Source organism: Enterococcus sp. AZ063 (assembly GCF_051715045.1).
In the GTDB taxonomy this organism is placed as follows: Bacteria; Bacillota; Bacilli; order Lactobacillales; family Enterococcaceae; genus Enterococcus_D; species Enterococcus_D casseliflavus.
The window spans coordinates 3,436,950-3,457,500 of sequence record NZ_JBIOTA010000001.1; the positions used below are offsets into that span (position 1 = coordinate 3,436,950).

The 20,551-nt window shown below is 46.4% G+C and carries 15 protein-coding genes, 25 tRNA genes, 1 rRNA gene, 1 riboswitch and 1 other annotated feature; of the genes, 6 read left to right on the forward strand and 35 right to left on the reverse strand.

What is annotated here, in order from left to right; genetic code table 11:
• Positions 1-89: 89 nt before the first annotated feature.
• Positions 90-944: an RluA family pseudouridine synthase gene (locus IGK61_RS16120; protein WP_074536208.1), complete on the forward strand. Its 855-nt coding sequence runs from the start codon at positions 90-92 to the stop codon at positions 942-944.
• Between the two features lie 94 nt (positions 945-1,038).
• Here the strand turns inward: IGK61_RS16120 and IGK61_RS16125 are convergent, their stop codons facing one another.
• The 3 genes from IGK61_RS16125 to IGK61_RS16135 form a co-directional block, all read right to left on the reverse strand.
• Positions 1,039-2,061 carry a M23 family metallopeptidase gene (locus IGK61_RS16125; protein ID WP_074536210.1) on the reverse strand — a complete coding sequence of 341 codons (1,023 nt, stop codon included), beginning with the start codon at positions 2,059-2,061 and terminating at the stop codon, positions 1,039-1,041.
• A gap of 196 nt (positions 2,062-2,257) precedes the next feature.
• Positions 2,258-2,977 carry a pseudouridine synthase gene (locus IGK61_RS16130; protein WP_074536212.1) on the reverse strand — a complete coding sequence of 240 codons (720 nt, stop codon included), beginning with the start codon at positions 2,975-2,977 and terminating at the stop codon, positions 2,258-2,260.
• Between the two features lie 69 nt (positions 2,978-3,046).
• Entirely contained in the window at positions 3,047-4,693 is a 1,647-nt protein-coding gene (locus IGK61_RS16135; RefSeq protein WP_015510492.1) for a putative polysaccharide biosynthesis protein, read from the reverse strand.
• 199 nt (positions 4,694-4,892) lie between these two features.
• On the opposite strand from IGK61_RS16135, the gene murE reads away from it, so the two are divergent.
• A complete protein-coding gene (gene murE, locus IGK61_RS16140; protein ID WP_005227684.1) occupies positions 4,893-6,413 on the forward strand; it encodes a UDP-N-acetylmuramyl-tripeptide synthetase in 1,521 nt (506 codons plus the stop codon).
• A 72-nt stretch (positions 6,414-6,485) separates the two neighbouring features.
• On the opposite strand, the gene IGK61_RS16145 is transcribed toward murE, so the two are convergent.
• Positions 6,486-6,785: a DUF5960 family protein gene (locus IGK61_RS16145; protein ID WP_005227682.1), complete on the reverse strand. Its 300-nt coding sequence runs from the start codon at positions 6,783-6,785 to the stop codon at positions 6,486-6,488.
• Positions 6,786-7,005: 220 nt separating this feature from the next.
• Here IGK61_RS16145 and IGK61_RS16150 point away from each other — a divergent pair, with 220 nt between their 5' ends.
• Positions 7,006-7,236: a hypothetical protein gene (locus IGK61_RS16150; protein WP_005227680.1), complete on the forward strand. Its 231-nt coding sequence runs from the start codon at positions 7,006-7,008 to the stop codon at positions 7,234-7,236.
• A 105-nt stretch (positions 7,237-7,341) separates the two neighbouring features.
• Here the strand turns inward: IGK61_RS16150 and leuS are convergent, their stop codons facing one another.
• Complete coding sequence (gene leuS / locus IGK61_RS16155) at positions 7,342-9,756, reverse strand: leucine--tRNA ligase (protein ID WP_010749009.1); 2,415 nt, start codon at positions 9,754-9,756, stop codon at positions 7,342-7,344.
• Between the two features lie 87 nt (positions 9,757-9,843).
• Positions 9,844-10,063: a binding site (T-box leader), on the reverse strand.
• Between the two features lie 42 nt (positions 10,064-10,105).
• On the reverse strand, positions 10,106-11,803 hold the full coding sequence (locus tag IGK61_RS16160) for a LysM peptidoglycan-binding domain-containing protein (RefSeq protein ID WP_074536214.1): 1,698 nt from the start codon (positions 11,801-11,803) through the stop codon (positions 10,106-10,108).
• Positions 11,804-12,103: 300 nt separating this feature from the next.
• On the opposite strand from IGK61_RS16160, the gene IGK61_RS16165 reads away from it, so the two are divergent.
• Genes IGK61_RS16165 through IGK61_RS16175 form a run of 3 tightly spaced genes read left to right on the forward strand, consistent with a single transcriptional unit; the run spans position 12,104 to position 14,305 of the window.
• A complete protein-coding gene (locus IGK61_RS16165; RefSeq protein WP_005227675.1) occupies positions 12,104-12,754 on the forward strand; it encodes a phosphatase PAP2 family protein in 651 nt (216 codons plus the stop codon).
• A 14-nt stretch (positions 12,755-12,768) separates the two neighbouring features.
• Entirely contained in the window at positions 12,769-13,752 is a 984-nt protein-coding gene (locus tag IGK61_RS16170) for a TIGR01212 family radical SAM protein (protein ID WP_005227674.1), read from the forward strand.
• Complete coding sequence (locus IGK61_RS16175) at positions 13,727-14,305, forward strand: tRNA (mnm(5)s(2)U34)-methyltransferase (RefSeq protein WP_034869022.1); 579 nt, start codon at positions 13,727-13,729, stop codon at positions 14,303-14,305. The genes IGK61_RS16170 and IGK61_RS16175 overlap by 26 nt, the downstream gene beginning before the upstream one ends.
• A gap of 24 nt (positions 14,306-14,329) precedes the next feature.
• Here the strand turns inward: IGK61_RS16175 and IGK61_RS16180 are convergent, their stop codons facing one another.
• From IGK61_RS16180 to rrf, 29 genes are all read right to left on the reverse strand, one after another.
• Positions 14,330-15,109 (reverse strand): alpha/beta hydrolase, encoded by a 780-nt coding sequence (locus IGK61_RS16180; RefSeq protein ID WP_005227672.1) that lies wholly within the window; start codon positions 15,107-15,109, stop codon positions 14,330-14,332.
• Positions 15,110-15,131: 22 nt separating this feature from the next.
• The gene (locus IGK61_RS16185) at positions 15,132-16,589 is read right to left on the reverse strand and encodes an MDR family MFS transporter (RefSeq protein WP_074536216.1); all 1,458 of its coding nucleotides are present in this window, start codon (positions 16,587-16,589) and stop codon (positions 15,132-15,134) included.
• Between the two features lie 66 nt (positions 16,590-16,655).
• On the reverse strand, positions 16,656-17,840 hold the full coding sequence (gene metK, locus IGK61_RS16190) for a methionine adenosyltransferase (RefSeq protein ID WP_005233362.1): 1,185 nt from the start codon (positions 17,838-17,840) through the stop codon (positions 16,656-16,658).
• Positions 17,838-17,919, reverse strand: a riboswitch (SMK box riboswitch). (Overlaps the previous gene by 3 nt.)
• A 91-nt stretch (positions 17,920-18,010) precedes the next feature.
• A tRNA-Glu gene (locus IGK61_RS16195) sits at positions 18,011-18,082 on the reverse strand.
• 15 nt (positions 18,083-18,097) lie between these two features.
• Positions 18,098-18,171 (reverse strand) — tRNA-Ile (locus IGK61_RS16200).
• A gap of 16 nt (positions 18,172-18,187) precedes the next feature.
• A tRNA-Gly gene (locus IGK61_RS16205) sits at positions 18,188-18,258 on the reverse strand.
• Between the two features lie 7 nt (positions 18,259-18,265).
• A tRNA-Phe gene (locus tag IGK61_RS16210) sits at positions 18,266-18,338 on the reverse strand.
• 8 nt (positions 18,339-18,346) lie between these two features.
• Positions 18,347-18,420, reverse strand: a tRNA-Asp gene (locus IGK61_RS16215).
• Positions 18,421-18,459: 39 nt separating this feature from the next.
• Positions 18,460-18,533 (reverse strand) — tRNA-Met (locus IGK61_RS16220).
• Positions 18,534-18,599: 66 nt separating this feature from the next.
• Positions 18,600-18,689 (reverse strand) — tRNA-Ser (locus IGK61_RS16225).
• Between the two features lie 12 nt (positions 18,690-18,701).
• Positions 18,702-18,773, reverse strand: a tRNA-Glu gene (locus tag IGK61_RS16230).
• Positions 18,774-18,782: 9 nt separating this feature from the next.
• Positions 18,783-18,870, reverse strand: a tRNA-Ser gene (locus IGK61_RS16235).
• 21 nt (positions 18,871-18,891) lie between these two features.
• A tRNA-Ile gene (locus tag IGK61_RS16240) sits at positions 18,892-18,965 on the reverse strand.
• A 17-nt stretch (positions 18,966-18,982) separates the two neighbouring features.
• Positions 18,983-19,053: transfer RNA gene (locus IGK61_RS16245), tRNA-Gly, on the reverse strand.
• A gap of 1 nt (position 19,054) precedes the next feature.
• Positions 19,055-19,131, reverse strand: a tRNA-Asp gene (locus IGK61_RS16250).
• 38 nt (positions 19,132-19,169) lie between these two features.
• Positions 19,170-19,243: transfer RNA gene (locus tag IGK61_RS16255), tRNA-Met, on the reverse strand.
• A 66-nt stretch (positions 19,244-19,309) separates the two neighbouring features.
• Positions 19,310-19,399, reverse strand: a tRNA-Ser gene (locus IGK61_RS16260).
• A gap of 26 nt (positions 19,400-19,425) precedes the next feature.
• A tRNA-Ile gene (locus IGK61_RS16265) sits at positions 19,426-19,499 on the reverse strand.
• Between the two features lie 13 nt (positions 19,500-19,512).
• Positions 19,513-19,586: transfer RNA gene (locus tag IGK61_RS16270), tRNA-Met, on the reverse strand.
• A gap of 28 nt (positions 19,587-19,614) precedes the next feature.
• Positions 19,615-19,687 (reverse strand) — tRNA-Ala (locus tag IGK61_RS16275).
• A 13-nt stretch (positions 19,688-19,700) separates the two neighbouring features.
• Positions 19,701-19,774 (reverse strand) — tRNA-Pro (locus tag IGK61_RS16280).
• A gap of 11 nt (positions 19,775-19,785) precedes the next feature.
• Positions 19,786-19,859, reverse strand: a tRNA-Arg gene (locus IGK61_RS16285).
• A gap of 11 nt (positions 19,860-19,870) precedes the next feature.
• A tRNA-Leu gene (locus IGK61_RS16290) sits at positions 19,871-19,956 on the reverse strand.
• 18 nt (positions 19,957-19,974) lie between these two features.
• Positions 19,975-20,046: transfer RNA gene (locus IGK61_RS16295), tRNA-Gly, on the reverse strand.
• A gap of 10 nt (positions 20,047-20,056) precedes the next feature.
• Positions 20,057-20,129 (reverse strand) — tRNA-Thr (locus tag IGK61_RS16300).
• 7 nt (positions 20,130-20,136) lie between these two features.
• Positions 20,137-20,218: transfer RNA gene (locus tag IGK61_RS16305), tRNA-Leu, on the reverse strand.
• Positions 20,219-20,232: 14 nt separating this feature from the next.
• A tRNA-Lys gene (locus IGK61_RS16310) sits at positions 20,233-20,305 on the reverse strand.
• A 3-nt stretch (positions 20,306-20,308) separates the two neighbouring features.
• A tRNA-Val gene (locus IGK61_RS16315) sits at positions 20,309-20,381 on the reverse strand.
• 16 nt (positions 20,382-20,397) lie between these two features.
• Positions 20,398-20,513, reverse strand: a 5S ribosomal RNA gene (rrf, locus tag IGK61_RS16320).
• Positions 20,514-20,551: the final 38 nt, after the last annotated feature.

Consider the following 20,551-nt stretch of genomic DNA (forward strand, 5'->3'; position numbering starts at 1 on the left):
GAATGCTCTGTTTTTTATTGTTTTTTTTATAAGAAAAGCTTAAAGATGCTATAATAGTCGATAGCGAACAGCAAAGAAAGGACGTTTTTATGGAATACACCATGACTTTACCCGAAAATCACCCGCCCATGCCGCTTCGCGAGTTGTTGGAACAAGAGTGGCTCGTCCCACGAAAAGTGCGCCATTTTCTGCGCACACGGAAAAATGTTACCGTCAATCAGCAGCCCGCGATGTTTCATCAAGAAGTTCGTGGCGGCGATCAAATCACTTTGATCATTGAAGACAGTGATTACAGCTATCAGCCGATCCAGTTAGGCCAAGCAGACAAAGTCGACGTACTTTTTGAAGATGAGCACTTATTGGTGCTGAACAAGCCTGCGGGGGTCAAGACGCACCCCAATCAGCCATTAGAAGCAGATACCCTATTGAATGATGCAGCTGCTTACCTTGCGCCGAAACAGCAGCAGCCTTATGTGGTCCATCGTCTAGACAAAGAAACCAGCGGTATCGTTTTATTCGCAAAAAATCCTTTGGTGTTGCCGATCTTGGGTCGAATGTTGGAAAACAAACAGATTTTCCGCCGCTATCAAGCCACAGTTTGGGGTAAACTTACGCAAGATCAAACGATCGCCAAAAAAATCGGTCGTGACCGTCACGATCGTCGCAAGCGAATCATTGACCCCCGCAACGGTCAGTCAGCCGTCACCCATGTAACCATCGCCCACACCCAACAAAAGACGACCGATGTGTATTGTGTGTTAGATACGGGGAGGACCCACCAAATTCGCGTCCACCTTGCCAGTATCTGTCATCCAGTCGTCGGTGACACGCTTTACCAAAACAAACCAGCGCCGCGTTTGCTGCTGCATGGCTATGAATTGCATCTGGAGCATCCCTTTACCAAAGAACAGTTAGTGATCATCGCTCAACCGGGCTTGTGGTAAACAAAAAAAGCATGACGACTTGAGGAACCCCTCTTGTCAGTCATGCTTTTTGGTTTCAGATGTTTTTTTCAATGTTTCTACTCGGTGCTTCGGCTTATAGCGGTAAGTAAGCTGCTGGATCAACGAAATCTGACCACAACGTCTTACTCAATCCAAAGTGCAAATGGACGCCAGTCGAGTTTCCAGTCGTCCCCATCGTACCGACTTGCTCGCCGACTGCAACGGTTGCCCCCTTCGAGACACTGATAGTTGTTAAGTGAAAATAATACGAGTAAAAGCCGTTATCATGAGCCAAAATCACGTAATTCCCCGTGCTTGGACCATAACCAGCATCTTCTACCTGTCCATCACGAGCGGCGACGATCTTCTCCCCCGCTTGACCTGTGAAGTCGATCCCGTCATGCTGCGTCCCTGAAAAACCAGTCGGGTCTGCTCGAGTACCAAAACCGCTGGAGATCGACACGGAGCCAGTGATTGGCAGTGAAAATTCACTGGCTGCCGCTTTCTCCGCTGCTTCTTTGGCTTTTTGTTTCGCTTCTTCAGCTGCTTTTGCTTCTTGCTCCACTTTTTCTTGTAGGTCTTGCACTTGGGCTTGCGTCTGCTGCAGCTGCTCTTGTTGGGACTGCAATTCTTTTTTGGCTGTTGCTAATTGTTCTTCGCTATGTACTAATTGGGCTTGCGTCAAGGTTTGGTACGAAGTGATTCGTTGTTGTTCGGCTTCTTTTTCCGCCAATTGTTGGTTCACTTCCCGTAAAGCCGCTTGTTGTTCACTAAACTTGCGTAGTTGTTGGATCGTGGCTTGTGGTCCGTCGACTACCAGGCTGCTTGGCGCTTGGCTTTCTTGATGCTGGGCTTTTTGGTCATTCAGAGCAGCGATCTGCGTTTGAACTTCCTGGCTTTCTTGTGCTAATTGGGTTAATTCTTCCTGATAATCCGCTAATTGACTTTCCAGCGCTGTGACTTTCTGTTGGCTAGTGGTGACTTCCTCTTCATACGTGGCAAGTTCTGCAGTCAAAACCGTCAGTTCCTCAGTGCTCTTCGTTTCAGCAGCATAACTGACAGCTGGCTGGAAAAGCGGCAACGTAAGGGCGAGCAATAAAAAAATCTTTTTCTTCAATGAGGCAACTCCTTCTTTTTTTTAGTAGCTTGGCTACTTTAACATGCTTATTCATGAAAAAAAAGAGGGTTTTTCCAACAGTTTAAAGTCTATTGTTGCAAATTTTCATGTAAATTACCTATAAAACGGGCTTTTTTTACAAATATTGCAGCCAAATAACAACTTTCATAAGAATTTCTTTAGCTCGCCAACCGCCTTATCCTCGCTCTTGCAGCTTCGCCAATTCCTCAGACGTTAATTCCCGATACTCGCCTAATGCCAAATCATCTGGCAGGGACAGGCCTCCCATGCGAATCCGTTTCAAATAAACGACTTCTTTTCCTACTGCATGGACCATCCGTTTGACTTGATGAAACTTGCCTTCATGGAGGATCAGTTTGATTTCGCTGCGCGTTTCTTCTTCATCGACGTTGAGGATCTGCAGTTCAGCCGGCAAGGTCCACTCGCCGTCTAATTTGATGCCTTTGGCAAAGGTTTTTTGATCCTCCGCTGTCATGATTCCCTCGACTTGGGCATAATATTCTTTTTCCACATGCTTCTTAGGCGACAATAATTGATGCGCCAATCCGCCATCGTTCGTAATCAGCAAAAAGCCTTCGGTGTCTTTATCCAACCGTCCTACTGGAAACAAATCTTCGCGAAACGCTTCTTCAGAAAACAAATCTAAGACCGTCTCTTCATAGGAATCGACAGTTGCCGAAATCACGCCGGCGGGTTTATTCAGCAAATAATAAAACTGGCTTTGATAGACGATGGGTTCCCCCTCAAAACAAACGGTATCTTGTGTTTCTAGTACTTGCGCTTTGTCACTCTTGATGACTTGTCCATTGACGGTCACGAGACCTTTTTTGATCAACTGTTTCACTTCTTTGCGGGAGCCATAACCCATATCCGCTAAAAACTTGTCTAAACGCATCGGTTTCTTCCTTTCATATAAAACAGCCGCCAAGGTCTCGCAAAGGAGGCTCAGCGGCTGCTTCTAGTTTTATTTGATGTGTAATTTCTGGCGTAAACGAACCATTGATGAGCCGAGTAATTTTTCAGCTAAACGCAATTTCAGCGCAATGTAGATGTATACACTGCCGCCGACTCCTGCTACTAGCAAGCTCAAGATAAAGGCTTGGACTTTTCTTTCAGAGCTCAAGACAAGCCCAAAGAGTTGGCGAGCGATCAACGCTGCGATCACCATAATGATCGTCATCGCCCCAATCAATAATGTCCGTCGCAACGTTAAGTTTACATTGAAATGGCCTTTGCGAATCATTTTGCGAATATTTAACCAGCAGACGATCCCTAAGGCAATCGTGGTAGAAACCAATGGACCGTAGACTTGGAACAAACGAATCGCTGGATACTGCAAGATCACTTTCACCAGTAATCCTACAAAGAAGAAAACAACCGCTTCTTTGTTGTGGTACATCCCTTGCAGCATACTCGAACTAAGCATAAACAAGCCCAAGACCAGACCAGACAGACAGGCAGCGACTAAGACGCTCGCCCCTAACGCATCTGGACGATAAAACAAGGTGTATAGAGGATAAGACAGTACGATCATCCCAAAAGTCGCTGGAAACATTACAAAGGAATACAATTGCAAGTTGTTGCTGATCAATTTGGCTAAGTTCTTTTTGTCTTTTTTGGCGACTGCTTCACTGATCAAAGGCAGTCCCGTTGAAGCCATGGAAGTAGCTAATCCGATAACCACCATCGTCAGCTTATCAGGGTTGCTGCCGAAAATCGCCATTAGTTCTAAGAGCTGATCATTTGAAAATTCGGTAAAACTGCTCATCATTCGAACAAAGGTGTACTGATCCACCAATTTTAAAATCGTGATCCCTGAGCCTACGATAATAAAAGGGATCGCTTCTTTGATGGTCGCTAAAACCAATTCTTTGGTTTGCAGCACCGTTTCTTCTTTGCTCATATCGACTAAAACATCCATCCGCACCCGCTGCTTTTGGAAGTAATAGCCTAATACCAAAATGCTGGCTAAGACACCGATAAAGGCGGCAAAGGTCGATTGCGTCACGGCTGCCGTGTATTCGCCTTCGATGACCCGCATAATGATGAAGGTCGCCAAAAGCATATAACAGACACGAGCGATTTGTTCAACGACTTGCGAGATCGCAAAAGGTTTCATGTCTTGGTTTCCTTGGAAATACCCTCGCATGACACTCATACAAGGAAAAACCAATAAAGCAATACTCAATGAGCGCATCGCAGGAATCAATTCTGCGCCTCCGCCTGAAGCCGTTGCCAACCATGGGGCTGCCAAATACATGATTCCAGCGGTCACCACGCCAAAACCTGCCATCAATTGAAACGCTCTTAAAAAGAGCTTCTGGCTCGTGCGGTATTCTTGGCGAGAATTGTAAAAAGAAATCTGTTTGGCAATTGCTGAAGGGATCCCCGCAGTGGAGATCATTAAAAATAAGGCGTAAACATTATAGCCCATTCCAAACAACGCATTTGCTTTATCCGCATTTGCGCCCATCCAATAATACCAGGGTAAAATGTAAATGGCGCCAAGCAAACGTGAGCCGATATTTCCCATCGTCATCCAAGCAGATCCTTGAGCCATTTTTTCTTGTGTAGTTAATTCTTTTGACACTGAACGCATGTGTTTATCCATCGCCATTATCTCCAACTTTCTACAAACATATCCCTTCCATTTTAATTCGAAAAAGGGTTGGTCGCAATCTATTTTTGCAACATCTTAAAGTTTCTTCAAAATAAGGAGAAAAAAAAGAAAACTTTTCCCTCCCAAACGGCGGTTTTTAGGAGTTATGCTATAATAAGAGAAATCTTTAGAGGAATGAAGGAGAACAACGATGCAAAAGGAACTCATTACCGTGCCACAGATCCGCAAGCTCTTATTGCAGGAAAACCTATTGAAAGAAATCATCACCCCCACTGATTGGGTTTATACCGTGCCGCAAGAAATGACTGATCTTGCCTTTACCTCATTAAGCTACGACTCGCGAACAGCCGATGCGGCGACGCTTTTTTTCTGTAAAGGGGCTTCTTTTAAAGAAAGCTACCTGGCTGCCGCCATTGACCAAGGGATTCAGTGCTACATTTCAGAAACGCCCTATGACAACTTTGCAACTTATGGAATCATCGTCACCGACATTCGAGAAACGATGGCAGTGATCGCTCAAGCGTTTTATGGCCATCCTCAAGAACAGTTGGTGACCATCGGCATCACGGGAACAAAAGGCAAAACCAGCTGCGCCTATTTTGCTCGGGCGATTTTAGCAGAATCGACGGGTCAAAAAGTAGCATTCTTTTCATCTGAGGAAAACTCAGTCGACGGAAAAACCTTTAATGAAGCAGTGTTGACGACCCCCGAAACACTGGATCTTTATAAGATGATGGCCGAGGCTGTCGCAAACGGCATGACCCATCTTGTGATGGAGGTTTCTTCCCAAGCCTATAAAACCAAACGGGTCGCCGGTATTACCTTTGATATTGGCGCGTTCTTGAATATTTCGCCTGATCACATTGGACCAGTGGAACATCCAACTTATGATGATTACCTTTACTGCAAACGGGAACTGATCCGCAACAGCAAACAGATGATTTTAAATCGCCAAAGCGATCACTACCACTTGCTGCGAGAAACTTGTGAAGTCCATCAAGTTCCTTATATCACCTACGGACGTTCAGACGCCGATTATGTCGTCCAAGAAGGGGCAGATCTAAAAGGCTTTGCGCTGTCAGCTGCTTCTGATGTCTTGCAAGTCTCTGGTGAATATCAACTGGGGATCTTAGGTTCTTTCAACCATGAGAACGCCGCAGCGGCGATTTTAGCTGCCTGCTTAGCGGGTGCCTCTCGTGAAGACGCTCAGAAAGTCCTGCCGACAGTGATCATCCCTGGACGAATGATCGTTTTAGAAAAAGAAAATGGCGCAGTCATGATCGTTGACTATGCCCACAATTACCTTAGCTTCCAATCATTAAGTGAACTTGCCCGCCAATTGCGCCCAGAAGGCCGCCTGCTTTTTGTCACTGGCAGTGCTGGCGGCAAAGCCCAATCTCGCCGAGCAGATATGGGACGAGCGCTAGGAGAATATGCGGACAAAGTCTACCTGACCAGCGATGATCCTGATTTTGAAGAAGCATCCGCAATCGCAAAAGAAATCGCAGCTGCGATCACCAATCCTGAAGTTGCCATCATTCATGAGATGGATCGGGCTCAAGCCGTCAAATCAGCGATTGCTGATGCAGACAGTAAGGATATCGTGATTATTGCGGGCAAAGGCGCCGAACAATACTTGAAAGTCGCTGGAAAAAAAGTCCCTTACATCGGTGACTTGACCTTAGCGCAGCAGCAAGCCAAACACCAATAGCAACAAGTTGCCTCAACAAAAAAACTTTCAGATGATTTAACAGATCATCTGAAAGTTTTTTTTTCTGCGTGACTAAGGTTGTTCGTCTTCGTAAGTCTCATAGACATAGGGTGCGCCATCATAACGGAATTCTGTTGAAATGGCGGCGTCAAGGTCTTCGGTAAACATTCGTTTGCTGAAAGGAAACAAAAAGACTTGCCCTTCTTTGGCATCTTCGGCTGCTAAACGGTAAAACAGCTCTTCTTCTGTTAATTGTTGATTCAACTGTTCCAAGACATCGGCAGTGACTGCCTCTTCCTCATAGCCAGGTTTGGCAATCCGTGCATAATCTTCAAAAAAAGCCGACTGGCCTTCAAATGATTGATACTCCATGTAAGTCCCCTCTTTCTTTTCTCTTACTTTATTATACGAGAGTCCGTGAGGATCAGCGAATAATATGATCGGTCTTCAGGGGAATTTTTACTCTTCTGGTGCTTAAATATGTCAGAAACATTTCAAGTGTATTACGAATCAATTATTTGACAAAATCAGATTGAACACGCATCCAAATTTTGTATAATGATACATAGAGACTATAAAAGGGGCAAATGTAATGAACAACGCAAAGAAAAAAATTTTCGTCGGTACTGGTGCTGCAATTGGTTTTGTCGCAATCGTTGCTATGATGGCTCAGTTCATGATTTCCAATCATCTATTTGGCGGAAGTGATGCTTCATCAGAAATTTTCACTCGCGCTACGTATCCAAACGGCTTTCTACTAGTGATCTTGATTCCATTGGTCGCAACAGCCGCTTTGTTCTATGGGATCATTCGCAAAAAATAACAAAAAAGTGTTGCTGAGAACCACTCAGTAACACTTTTTTTCTTTGTCGTCACCAAAAAGCTGCCTAACAGACCCTCGATCTGCTAGGCAGCTATTTTTTAGCGTTTAGTTTGCAACGATATTGACCAATTTGTTCGGTACGACGATCACTTTACGGATCGTTTTTCCTTGGAGCTGTTCTTGGACAAGTTCGTTTTCTTGCGCCAATTGTTCAAGCACTGCTTTTTCGGCATCCGCTGGCACCATTGCTTTGGCGCGAACTTTGCCGTTGACTTGAAAGACGACTTCGATCTCGTCTTCCACTAGGGCACTTTCGTCATAGGTTGGCCATGGCACATAAGAGATCCCATGGTCATTCCCGAGGATCGACCATAGCTCTTCCCCGATATGCGGTGCGATCGGAGCCAATAGCTGCACAAATCCTTCGACATATTCGTAAGGCAAAGCATCGGCTTTGTACGCTTCATTGACAAAGACCATCAATTGGGAAATCGCCGTATTGAAGTGCAGCTGCTCAAAATCTTCCGTCACTTTCTTAACGGTTTGATGGTAAACTTTCGACAATTTGCCATCGTTGAATGTCGTGATGCGGTCACGCATTTTGCCATTTTCATCGACGATCAAGCGCCACACACGATCCAAGAATTTACGACTGCCTTCAAGACCATTCTCATTCCAAGCGATCGATGCATCCAATGGTCCCATAAACATTTCATATAGACGCAAAGTATCCGCACCGTATTGATTGATGACATCATCTGGATTAACGACGTTGCCGCGGGATTTTGACATTTTTTCATTGTTTTCCCCAAGGATCATCCCTTGGTTGAACAATTTTTCAAATGGTTCTTTCGTTGGCACGACACCGATATCATACAAGAATTTATGCCAGAAGCGAGCATAAAGCAAGTGCAAGACAGCGTGCTCTGCGCCACCGATATAAATATCGACTGGCATCCAGCGTTTCAATTTGTCGTAGTCTGCCAAAACAGACTTATTATGAGGATCGATAAAGCGCAAGAAATACCATGAGCTTCCAGCCCATTGCGGCATCGTATTGGTTTCACGACGTCCTTTTTTCCCGGTTTCAGGGTCGGTGACATTGACCCAATCTGTGACATTGGCTAATGGCGATTCACCAGTACCGCTTGGTTTGATATTGTCGGTTTTTGGCAAACGCAACGGCAGCTGATCTTCAGGAAGCGTCGTAGTCGTACCATCTTCCCAATGGATGATTGGGATTGGCTCTCCCCAATACCGTTGGCGAGAGAACAACCAATCGCGAAGACGATAGCTGACTTCTTTTTTCCCAACGTGGTTTTCTTCCAACCATGCGACCATTTTTTCGATGGCTGTCTCTTTGTCTAGCCCATCCAAAAAGTCTGAATTGATATGCAGTCCATCTTCGGTATAGGCAGATTCTTCCACGTTGCCCCCTGCCAATACAGGAATGATCTCTAAGCCAAATGTTTTGGCAAATTCGTGGTCACGTTCGTCATGGGCAGGAACCGCCATGATCGCACCTGTTCCATAAGAAGCCAAAACATAATCGGCGATCCAAATCGGGATCTCTTTACCATTCACGGGATTGATGGCATAGGCACCTGTGAAGACACCAGTTTTTTCTTTGGCCAAATCTGTTCGGTTCAAATCAGATTTTTTCGACGCTTCTTCTACATAGGCATCAATGGCTGCTTTTTGTTCTGGTGTAGTGATTTGGGCCACTAGCTCATGTTCTGGCGCCAATACGGCGTAGGTCGCACCAAACAAGGTATCTGGGCGAGTCGTAAAGACGGTAAAGTCTTTTTCCATCCCTGCCACTTTAAACGTAACGTTGGCTCCGACCGAACGTCCGATCCAATTGCGCTGCATTTCTTTGATGCTTTCTGGCCAATCAACTTCTTCTAAATCGTCCAACAAACGATCAGCATACGCTGTGATTTTCAGCATCCATTGGCGCATCGGTTTGCGGATCACATCGTAGCCGCCCCGTTCGCTTTTGCCGTCAATGACTTCTTCATTGGCGATCACGGTCCCAAGCTCTGGTACCCAGTTTACTGGAACTTCGGCTTCATAAGCTAACCCTTTTTCATAAAGCTTGGTAAAGATCCATTGCGTCCACTTGTAGTACTCGGGATCTGTCGTATTGATTTCACGATTCCAGTCATAGCTGAATCCTAGCGCATTGATTTGACGGCGGAAGGTCTCAATATTTTTCTTCGTGAATTCCGCTGGATCATTTCCAGTGTCTAATGCATATTGTTCGGCAGGCAGACCAAAGGCATCCCAGCCCATTGGGTGCAGTACATTGTACCCTTGGCTGCGTTTGAAGCGGCTCAAGATATCCGTAGCTGTATAGCCTTCTGGATGTCCGACATGTAATCCTTGTCCAGATGGATATGGGAACATATCTAGCGCATAAAATTTTGGTTTGTCCGGCTCATCATGGGTGTTGAATTCATTTTTCTTTGCCCAATATTTTTGCCATTTTTTTTCGATTTCTTTGTGATTGTAATTCACGATGGACTCCTCCTAAAAAATTGGTGTTTTGCTCGTCAAATCAACCAGCAAAACTTAAAAAAAGTCCTATAAAAATCGCTATGATTTTTATAGGACGTTATCAACGTGGTACCACCTAAGTTTATCTGCTCCTCAAAAAAGCAGACCTCGATGTTTTAACGGCCATCGCCGTATCTGCCTAGCCAAATCAGGTTCAGTCAGATATCACTCGAAGACGAGTTCGAAAGGTGTGCTGTGCATTTCCACCAACCATGCACTCTCTAAAAGTCCCACCGTACTTCTACTATTCCTTCTCAAACGTGAAAGTTTCTTTGCACTTATCCTAACAAAAATCATTAGGAATAGCAATCTATTTTACCCTAACTGTTTGTCCTGGGTAAATAAAGTTATTTTGAATATTGTTCCATTGGATAAATTGATCCGTCGTGATGCCGAACTTATCTGCGATCCCCCAAACAGAATCCCCCGATGCGACCTTGTAGGTACCATTTGTCGCTGAAGTGCTGGTAGTAGCTGCCGTGCCGCCTTGCTTGACGACCACCTTTTGTCCTGGATAGATAAAATCATTTTTGATGTTGTTCCAGCTGCGGAATTGGTCCATCGAAATCCCGTGTTTATTGGCAACTGACCAGACTGAATCACCAGAAGCCACCGTATAGGTGTTGCCTGCAGCACTGCTGCTGGTTTGGCTGCTGACGGTCGTGCTCGTCGTTGTACTTGTACGGGTAGAACTACCGCTGACAACCACCTTTTGACCTGGATAAACATAGTCATTTTTAATATTGTTCAAGCTGCGGAACTGATCCATCGAGATGCCATGCTTGTTAGCGATCGACCAGACTGAATCGCCAGCTGCCACCGTGTAGGTGCCGCCACTGCTTTGGCTAGCCGTTGATGCCGTGCTGACGGTCGTAGTACTGCTGGTATTCGTAGACGAACCACCGCTAACGACAACTTTTTGCCCTGGATAGACAAAATCATTTTTGATGTTGTTCAAACTGCGAAATTGATCCATCGAAATGCCATGCTTATTGGCGATCGACCAAACGGAATCACCAGAAACTACGGTGTAGGTATTGCCTGATGTAGTTGCTGAAGCATTGCGATTGACGATCGATACCGTTGAAGTTGCCGAAGTACTTTGGGCGCTGCCGTTGACTTTCAAGGTTTGTCCTGGATAAACAAAATCGTTTTTGATATTGTTCAAACTGCGCAACTGATCCATGGAGATGCCATGTTTGTTGGCGATCGACCAGACCGAATCGCCCGAAGTGACTGTATAGGTTTGACTGCCGCTCGTGCTGACAGCTGATGTCGTGGTCGTCGTACTCGTTGAAGCACTGGCTGTGGCGCCTCCACCGGCATTGCCAGAAGCTGGCGTGTCATATTTCGTTAACCCAAATTGCTGGATCACGGCATTCAGTGAAGAGGCATAGTTTGGTGCAGTCGCATAACGGCCTGCTAGCCATGCGGTTGCATCAAGATATGAAGTCGTATTGCTTTTCCAAGCGCCAGAATAATACGCGACACCGCTTTGTAAAGAAGTTGAGCGTAAAGTACGTGCGTTATCTTCAAATGATTGCGTGTAAGATGGGTAACGCTTAAAGGGTTCATTCATAGTCAACCATTGGTTGTTCAAATATTCTAAGGTACTCATATAAACGGTTTGACCGTTATAGCTGCCTTTGATTCCGAATAGATTGTAATTCGGTGCTTTTGATAAGCTGCTTCGGCCCCAACCACTTTCTAAAATGGCTTGCGCGATCATCACAGAAGCATATAGATCGTTGGCGTTTGCCACAGGTTGGGCGTACGTAGCGATTTCAGCAATAAACGCGGAAGTATTCGGCGCGGCAAAATTGCTAGTAGAAACTTGGGCGATCGAGGTCTCTACGGCTTCTGCTTGAACCGATGACACCAATGGAGCTACAACAGAGCAAGCAGTCAGTGTTGTTCCTAAAACAACTGCACTTTTTTTGATCACTCGATACTTATCGCCCGATTGGTCTGCTTGACGATGTACTTTTCTTGATTGACTCGTGTTCATGTCCGTTATTCCTCCGTTTTTTCCTTATAGTGAACGTAGGTTTAGTATACAATTTCTTAAGAATTTATAAAAGGTATTTGAGCCGATTTCAGAAACTGTAAACTCTTTGTAATCAAACGAACATTTATTGCAATGAAGCAATTGGCCTGCTCCCGATAAACGTATCGCTTGCTCAGACGAGTAACACCTTGCTCGTTCCGCGCTTTTTCCGACTTGTGATAAATGCTATAATACCTTCTAGATGTCTCTTTGACTTAATGACAATAATTGACAGAAATTCTCTAGAAACGAGGCTTATCCATGCATAAAAAACTTTATTTTCAATTTGCGGGCAGTTGCTTTTTACTGCTGTTCGTTTTTCTCGGCTATGTCGTGAAATTTTACCCTACTTGGTTGGTCTCCTTTGACGAAACCTTGACTCGCATCATCCGCAGCGGCTACCCGTTTTGGACACCGTTTTTTCTATGGGTCACAAAATTTGCGAATCCTACCACGATCATCTTGCTCTTTCTCGCTGTTTTAGCTGTCTTAGTGATCAACAAGTATTATGCTGAAGCTATATGGCTCAGTATTGGTACCATCGGGATTGCTGGGCTCTTTAATCCATTGATCAAACTGGTCTTTTTACGGGAGCGCCCAACTCTTGAACACTTAGTCACGGAATCAAGTTTCAGTTTCCCCAGTGGACACTCGACGGGCAGTATGATTTTTTATGGAACCTTGCTCTTCTTGGTCCCAGTTTTCTTCAAGCAGCCTTTTTGGCAATGGGGCATCCGCCTTTTGCTGGGCCTTTTGATTGGCTGCATCGGCATCAGCCGTATTTATGTTGGTGTGCATTTTCCCAGTGATGTGTTAGGCGGTTTTTGTGTTGGCCTGTCTTGGCTGCTGTTGACCTATCCGTACTACTTGCAAAAACGCTTTGTCTGGCGCTTCACGCGTAAACAATTATAAAAGAAGGTAAAAAAATGAATCCATTTCCTTATGCAGAAGATAAAAACAAACGATACCATTCGTGGAACTTTGCTTTGCGGCAAGAATTTGGCGAAAAAATCTTTAAAGTCCCCATCGATGCGGGCTTCGACTGCCCCAATCGTGACGGCACCGTTGCCAAAGGCGGCTGTACATTTTGCAGTGTGTCCGGTTCTGGCGATATGATCGTAGCTCCTGAAGCCCCACTGCCAGAGCAGTTTGAAAAAGAGATCGCCATGATGCACAAAAAGTGGCCGCAAGTGGACAAATACATTGTCTATTTTCAAAACTTTACGAACACCCACGCACCGGTGGCAGTGATCCGCGAACGCTTCGAGCAAGTGCTGACACTACCTGGTGTTGTCGGGATCTCCGTTGGGACCCGACCAGACTGCTTACCAGAAGATGTCGTTGACTATCTAGCAGAGCTCAATCAACGCTTTTATTTATGGGTCGAATTAGGACTGCAAACGACGTTTGAAACCACGAGCAATGCCATCAACCGCGCCCATGATTATCAAACTTACTTAGACGGCGTCGCCAGCCTGCGCAAACACAATATTCGTGTCTGTACCCATTTGATCAATGGCCTGCCAGGCGAGACGATCGAGATGATGCAAGAAAATGTCCGCCGCACCATTCAAGATTCTGATATCCAAGGCATCAAACTGCACCTGCTGCATTTGATGCGCAATACTCGGATGCTGCGGGATTATCATGAAGGACGTTTGCAATTGATGCGGCGCGATACCTATGTGTCATTGATCTGCGATCAGTTAGAAATGATCCCCCCAGAGATCATCATTCATCGCCTGACAGGCGATGCACCATGGGATTCTCTGGTAGGTCCAATGTGGAGTTTGAAAAAATGGGAAGTCTTGAATGAGATCGATCAAGAAATGCTGCGCCGCAACTCCTATCAAGGAAAATTCAACGTGCGAAAGGAGCCTGTCAATGCTGCCGACCGCCATGCGCTATAGCCACACCCTTTTAAAAGAAGTTCTGCAGCCGGGACAAACCGCTGTTGATGCCACGATGGGCAACGGCTTCGACACGGAATTATTGGCTTCCTTAGTTGGCCCGACTGGTCAGGTGTTTGCTTTTGATATTCAAGAACAAGCCCTGCAAGCTACCAAAAAGCGTTTGGCTGAAAAAGAGCTGTTGGCACAAGTCCAGCTGATCCATCAAGGCCATGAGACGTTGGCAGAGGTTGTGAGTGGTCCGGTTCACGCCGCCATTTTCAATTTAGGCTACTTGCCGCAAGGGGACAAAGCGATCATCACGCTGCCTGATACAACGAAAACGGCTTTAGAAGCTTTACTGACACGTTTAGCCCCGAAAGGTAGAATCATCCTCGTCTGCTATTATGGACACGCTGGCGGCGAAGCAGAGCTGAAAGAAGTACACTCCTTTTGTCAGCAGCTGCCGCAAGAGAAGTTCAATGTCCTTTCCTATCAATTTATCAATCAGCGCAACCAACCGCCGATCTTATTTTGTATCGAACGAAAAAACCATCAGTCCTCGGCACGTTAAGGTGTCGATCGACTGATGGTTTTTTTATTCACTAAAAAGCCATTGCAGGACTCGTTGGATCCATTGATCCCAGAAATTCCAATCATGATCCCCAGTTCCCGATTCAAACGTTACGGCTAGTTTGCGCTTTTGCAGCTTATCCACCGCATATTCACTTGCCGGATACAGCTGATCCTCGGTTCCGCAGCTAATAAAAAAGCGCGGCGCTGTGCTTGGATCGATGGTCTCAATCAGATGGATCAAATCATTTTCTGACCCTTTGAATTGCTCTAATGGTCCAAAAATTCCTTCCCAATAAGCTTGGCTTCGCAGCTGCAGCAAGGAATCCATGCTTTCAGCCAGCGCTAATGCCCCAGACAAAGACGCTACCGCCGCAAACTGGTCAGGCTTTCTCAGCCCGAGTTTTACTGCCCCATAGCCCCCCATCGAAAGCCCAGCCGCAAAAGTTTTTTCTCGTTTTTGCGTCAGCTGAGGAAACAGCTCATGGCAAATCTGTGGTAATTCTTCGGCGATAAAAGTCCAATACTTCATCTCATAGGTCGTATCGGTATACCAACCCAGATCAGTAGACGGCATGATGACCGCTAGTTGATACTCTGCGGCATACCGCTCGATCGACGTCCGTCGCTGCCAGACACTATGATTTCCGTTCATCCCATGCAACAAATAAAGCACCGGGAGATCTGTGCCCGTTGATTGGCTTTGCGTGCCGATTTTTTTCTTGGTACTTTGAGGCAAGATCACATCGATCATTACCTCCATTTCAAGAACATTTGAATAGATATTTGCTTGTAAAAAAGCCATACAATCACCTGCGATCCTTTTTTTATATTGTACCAGATTCTCGCGAAATCGTGCGGGTCAAACCAATCGCTAGCACAATAAGTAGAACACCGATCCCAAAAACCCAGTGTAGACCGCTATAAAGAATCTCCCGTAATTGCTCTAATAATGCGGTTGGCAGCTGGCGCGCAGCGGCTGGATCTACTAGCTGATTCATGACACTGCTATCATTGACTTGTGCCTGTGCTAAGCCTACGCTATTACTGGTGTTTAAAACGATACCGAAGACCGCTACCATGATGGTTTGCCCGATCGTTCGCAACAGGGTATTGAAAGAAGTCGCCACGCCGACTTGTGTGGGGCCAACGCTGGTTTGGGCAGTAACCGTACAAACCACCATCGTTGCCCCTAACCCGACGCCCGTAATAGAAGAAATCACCAAGAACAACCAGAATGAGGTCTGTGCCGGTGTCAAAAACAGCCACAAAGCACCGGTAGCCGTGATCAACAAGCTAACCGTCAAGACCCAGCTGACACTGTGCTGTGTCAACCAACGGCTGGCTAAGAAGGAACCAATCATCCATAAAATCGACAACGGTGCCAACACAAGCCCGCCAATCCCCGCACTCATGCCTAAGACCCCTTGCATCCACATTGGGATATAAACATCGATCCCCATCAAGAAGCCGCTAGCCAAAGCTGCTACGATATTGACCACCACAAATAATTTTGAGTGAAACAGCTTCAGATCAATAATCGGATCTGCTGCTTTTTTCTCCACCCGAATGAAGCCGATAAACGTAAGGACAGAAAAAACGAATAGCCCGATGACAGGCAGACTCACACCATAATCTCCCAGCAACTGGAAGCCTAGCAAGAGGCCTACTAGCGTCAACATCAACAAGAGACTGCCTGCATAATCAATGTTGACTGCAGCAAAGGCCTTTTTTTCTTCATGAAAATAAAACCAAATCAAAGCAATCAGCCCTAATCCGATGGGCACGTTGATAAAAAAGATCCAATGCCACCCAATCGTATCTACGATCAATCCACCAGCTAAAGGACCAACAACACTGGCGATCCCCCAAGCCGTACTATTGAGCCCTAAGACTTTCGCCCGCTTTTCAACGGGATACAGGTCCGCAATGATCGTTAGGGCAACGGGCATCATGGCCCCTGCGCCTAATCCTTGCAACGCTCTGGCAATGATCAACGTCAACATCGTGTTGGCCATCCCACAAAACGCCGACCCGATAATAAACAGCAACGTCCCAAATAAAAAGACTGGTTTGCGGCCGATATTATCGGCAAACTTGCCGTAGATCGGGGTCAACATCGCACTGGTCAAAAGATAGATCGAGAAGACCCAGTTCATGATCTCGATCCCTTTCAATGAACTGACGATGGTAGGCATCGCTGTCGTAATGATCGTTCCTTCGATCGCGGTCATAAACGTTGCGACAAAGACCGCAATGGTGACTAATTTTACATTGGTTCGCATATAACTCCTCCTTTTACTCCAAAAAAAAGAACCTCTATTGATAGTCATCAATAGAGGTCGCCTCTTTTAATCCTTCACACTTGCCAAAAGTGCCGCCACCTTGTCGGTGCGTTCCCATGGCAAATCGATATCTGTACGACCGAAATGTCCGTAAGCGGCAGTCTGACGATAAATCGGACGGCGCAAATCTAACATTTCAATAATTCCTGCTGGTCGCAAATCAAAGTTTTCCCGTACCGCTTGGATCAAGCGCTCGTTGCTGACGGTTCCTGTACCAAAAGTGTTGATGCTGATCGAAACGGGCTGTGCCACACCGATCGCATAGGCTAATTGTACTTCCACTTTTTTGGCTAGCTTTGCTGCTACGATGTTTTTGGCAATGTAGCGAGCCGCATAGCTGGCTGAACGGTCAACTTTGGTTGCGTCTTTTCCAGAAAACGCACCGCCGCCATGACGTGCATAGCCGCCATAAGTATCAACGATGATTTTTCTGCCAGTCAAACCGGCATCCCCTTGAGGACCGCCGATCACAAAACGACCAGTAGGATTGATATAATATTTTGTCTGCTCGTCTAAAAGATCGGCAGGGATCACTTCTTTGATCACTTTTTCGATGACATCACGGTGGATCGTTTCATTATCAGCCGCATCATCATGCTGGGTACTAATAACGACGGTGTCCACTCTTTGTGGTTGATCGTTATCATCATATTCAACGGTTACTTGTGATTTTGCATCTGGACGCAAGTAGCTTAGTTCGTTGTTTTTACGCAACTCTGCTAAGCGACGTACCAGCCGATGGCTCAACGCGATCGGTAAAGGCATCAATTCAGGTGTTTCATCAACAGCAAAACCAAACATCAAGCCTTGGTCGCCGGCACCGATATCTTCTTTATCCGTTTCTCCACGACTTTCTAAAGCATCGTCAACGCCTTGAGCGATATCTGGTGATTGCTCATCGATCGCTACCAAAACAGCAACCGTATCGCCGTCAAAGCCGAATTTTGCTCGTGTATAGCCGATTTCTTTGATGGTTTCTCGGACGACTTTTTGAATATCTACATAAGCAGAAGTAGAAATTTCTCCAAAGACTAAAACCAATCCGGTAGTAACTGACGTTTCGCAAGCGACCCGTGCCATTGGATCTTCGGCAAGCAACGCATCTAAGATGGCATCACTGATTTGGTCGGCTACTTTGTCTGGGTGTCCTTCTGAAACGGACTCTGATGTAAATAAGTGTTTCTCTGTCATTTTTGTATTCCCCCTAATATATGTTTCGGTTACAAGGCATCTTCGCAGCTGCGAATCCTTTCGGGAACTTGCAACGGACTGATTATAACAAATTTTGACTGCTCATGCTTGAGAAAATGATAAAAAGATCATTTTTGGGCAATAAAAAAACACTCTCAAGAGTGTTTGCATGATCCGTACGGGATTCGAACCCGTGTTACCGCCGTGAAAGGGCGGTGTCTTAACCGCTTGACCAACGGACCAGTTTAAAAATGTAATGGGCCTAAATGGACTCGAACCATCGACCTCACGCTTATCAGGCGTGCGCTCTAACCAGCTGAGCTATAGGCCCCAAATAAAAAATGCAAAGCGGGTGACGAGAATCGAACTCGCGACAACAGCTTGGAAGGCTGTAGTTTTACCACTAAACTACACCCGCATTCCTATGGCGCGGGACAGAATCGAACTGCCGACACATGGAGCTTCAATCCATTGCTCTACCAACTGAGCTACCGAGCCAAAAACAACGGTCTGGACGGGACTCGAACCCGCGACCTCCTGCGTGACAGGCAGGCATTCTAACCAACTGAACTACCAAACCAGAAGCTTTGTATTGCTGCTTTGCCGTTAAACAAAGCAATTGCGGGAGCAGGATTTGAACCTACGACCTTCGGGTTATGAGCCCGACGAGCTACCAGACTGCTCCATCCCGCGATAAGTAATTACTTTTCAGTAATTAAAAGACTGTGATTCTTTTGCTCGCAACAAAAGAGACAGTTAAGGAGGATAAGGGATTCGAACCCTTGCACGGTTTTACCCGCCTGACGGTTTTCAAGACCGTTCCCTTCAGCCGGACTTGGGTAATCCTCCAAAAGTAACAAATGATCCGTACGGGATTCGAACCCGTGTTACCGCCGTGAAAGGGCGGTGTCTTAACCACTTGACCAACGGACCAATAAAAAACGGAGAAGGAGGGATTTGAACCCTCGCGCCGGTTTCCCGACCTACACCCTTAGCAGGGGCGCCTCTTCAGCCACTTGAGTACTTCCCCAAATGTATGACTACATTTTGATGGGCCTAAATGGACTCGAACCATCGACCTCACGCTTATCAGGCGTGCGCTCTAACCAGCTGAGCTATAGGCCCCAAAAAATAAAAGCTAAAGCGGGTGACGAGAATCGAACTCGCGACAACAGCTTGGAAGGCTGTGGTTTTACCACTAAACTACACCCGCATGGCGGTCTGGACGGGACTCGAACCCGCGACCTCCTGCGTGACAGGCAGGCATTCTAACCAACTGAACTACCAAACCATATTTAGCTTTTATTGCGCTTTTGAAAACAAAAGCAATTGCGGGAGCAGGATTTGAACCTACGACCTTCGGGTTATGAGCCCGACGAGCTACCAGACTGCTCCATCCCGCGATAAGTAATTACTTTACAGTAATTAAAAGACTGTGATTCTTTTGCTCGCAACAAAAGAGACAGTTAAGGAGGATAAGGGATTCGAACCCTTGCACGGTTTTACCCGCCTGACGGTTTTCAAGACCGTTCCCTTCAGCCGGACTTGGGTAATCCTCCATAATAAAACAGATACAATGCCACAATGGACCTTGTAGGACTCGAACCTACGACCGGACGGTTATGAGCCGTCTGCTCTAACCAACTGAGCTAAAGGTCCAGGCTCTTAAAAATCGCGGCGGAGGGGATCGAACCCCCGACCTCCCGGGTATGAACCGGACGCTCTAGCCAGCTGAGCTACACCGCGTAAAAAAGAATCATTTATTCAAATGATATGGAGCCTAGCGGGATCGAACCGCTGACCTCCTGCGTGCAAAGCAGGCGCTCTCCCAGCTGAGCTAAGGCCCCTTTTGAAAAAGTATCGGGAAGACAGGATTCGAACCTGCGACCCCTTGGTCCCAAACCAAGTGCTCTACCAAGCTGAGCTACTTCCCGTTATTAAAAAGCGCGCCCAAGAGGAGTCGAACCCCTAACCTTTTGATCCGTAGTCAAACACTCTATCCAATTGAGCTATGGGCGCATATTATGAAATGCCGAGGACCGGAATCGAACCGGTACGGTGATCACTCACCGCAGGATTTTAAGTCCTGTGCGTCTGCCAGTTCCGCCACCCCGGCTGAAAATTGCTAAGGCAAAGCGGAAAACGGGGTTCGAACCCGCGACCCCCACCTTGGCAAGGTGGTGCTCTACCACTGAGCTATTTCCGCGTATTCCTGATGCCGGCTAAAGGACTTGAACCCTCGACCCTCTGATTACAAATCAGATGCTCTACCAACTGAGCTAAGCCGGCAATGAAGTGCGGGTGAAGGGACTTGAACCCCCACGCCCGAAGGCGCTAGATCCTAAATCTAGTGCGTCTGCCAATTCCGCCACACCCGCATAGGTTATTACTATGAGTCGTACAGGGCTCGAACCTGTGACCCTCTGATTAAAAGTCAGATGCTCTACCAACTGAGCTAACGACTCATATGGGGGTTAACGGGATCGAACCGCTGACCCTCTGCTTGTAAGGCAGATGCTCTCCCAGCTGAGCTAAACCCCCATAAGGTAAAAAAAACGCGTGGCGACGTCCTACTCTCACAAAGGGAAACCCTTCACTACAATCGGCGCTAAGAAGCTTAACTTCTGTGTTCGGCATGGTTACAGGTGTATCCTTCTTGCTATCGCCACCACACTATTCAATTGAGTAAGTTTTGCTCACTCAAAACTGGA

Coding starts and splice junctions, on each gene's coding strand:
- IGK61_RS16175 (WP_034869022.1), top strand. CDS start 13,727: ATGCTGCCGACCGCCATGCGCTATAGCCACACCCTTTTAAAAGAAGTT.
- murE (WP_005227684.1), top strand. CDS start 4,893: ATGCAAAAGGAACTCATTACCGTGCCACAGATCCGCAAGCTCTTATTG.
- IGK61_RS16145 (WP_005227682.1), bottom strand. CDS start 6,785: ATGGAGTATCAATCATTTGAAGGCCAGTCGGCTTTTTTTGAAGATTAT.
- metK (WP_005233362.1), bottom strand. CDS start 17,840: ATGACAGAGAAACACTTATTTACATCAGAGTCCGTTTCAGAAGGACAC.
- IGK61_RS16150 (WP_005227680.1), top strand. CDS start 7,006: ATGAACAACGCAAAGAAAAAAATTTTCGTCGGTACTGGTGCTGCAATT.
- IGK61_RS16165 (WP_005227675.1), top strand. CDS start 12,104: ATGCATAAAAAACTTTATTTTCAATTTGCGGGCAGTTGCTTTTTACTG.
- IGK61_RS16135 (WP_015510492.1), bottom strand. CDS start 4,693: ATGGATAAACACATGCGTTCAGTGTCAAAAGAATTAACTACACAAGAA.
- IGK61_RS16160 (WP_074536214.1), bottom strand. CDS start 11,803: ATGAACACGAGTCAATCAAGAAAAGTACATCGTCAAGCAGACCAATCG.
- IGK61_RS16130 (WP_074536212.1), bottom strand. CDS start 2,977: ATGCGTTTAGACAAGTTTTTAGCGGATATGGGTTATGGCTCCCGCAAA.
- IGK61_RS16185 (WP_074536216.1), bottom strand. CDS start 16,589: ATGCGAACCAATGTAAAATTAGTCACCATTGCGGTCTTTGTCGCAACG.
- IGK61_RS16180 (WP_005227672.1), bottom strand. CDS start 15,109: ATGGCTTTTTTACAAGCAAATATCTATTCAAATGTTCTTGAAATGGAG.
- IGK61_RS16120 (WP_074536208.1), top strand. CDS start 90: ATGGAATACACCATGACTTTACCCGAAAATCACCCGCCCATGCCGCTT.
- IGK61_RS16170 (WP_005227674.1), top strand. CDS start 12,769: ATGAATCCATTTCCTTATGCAGAAGATAAAAACAAACGATACCATTCG.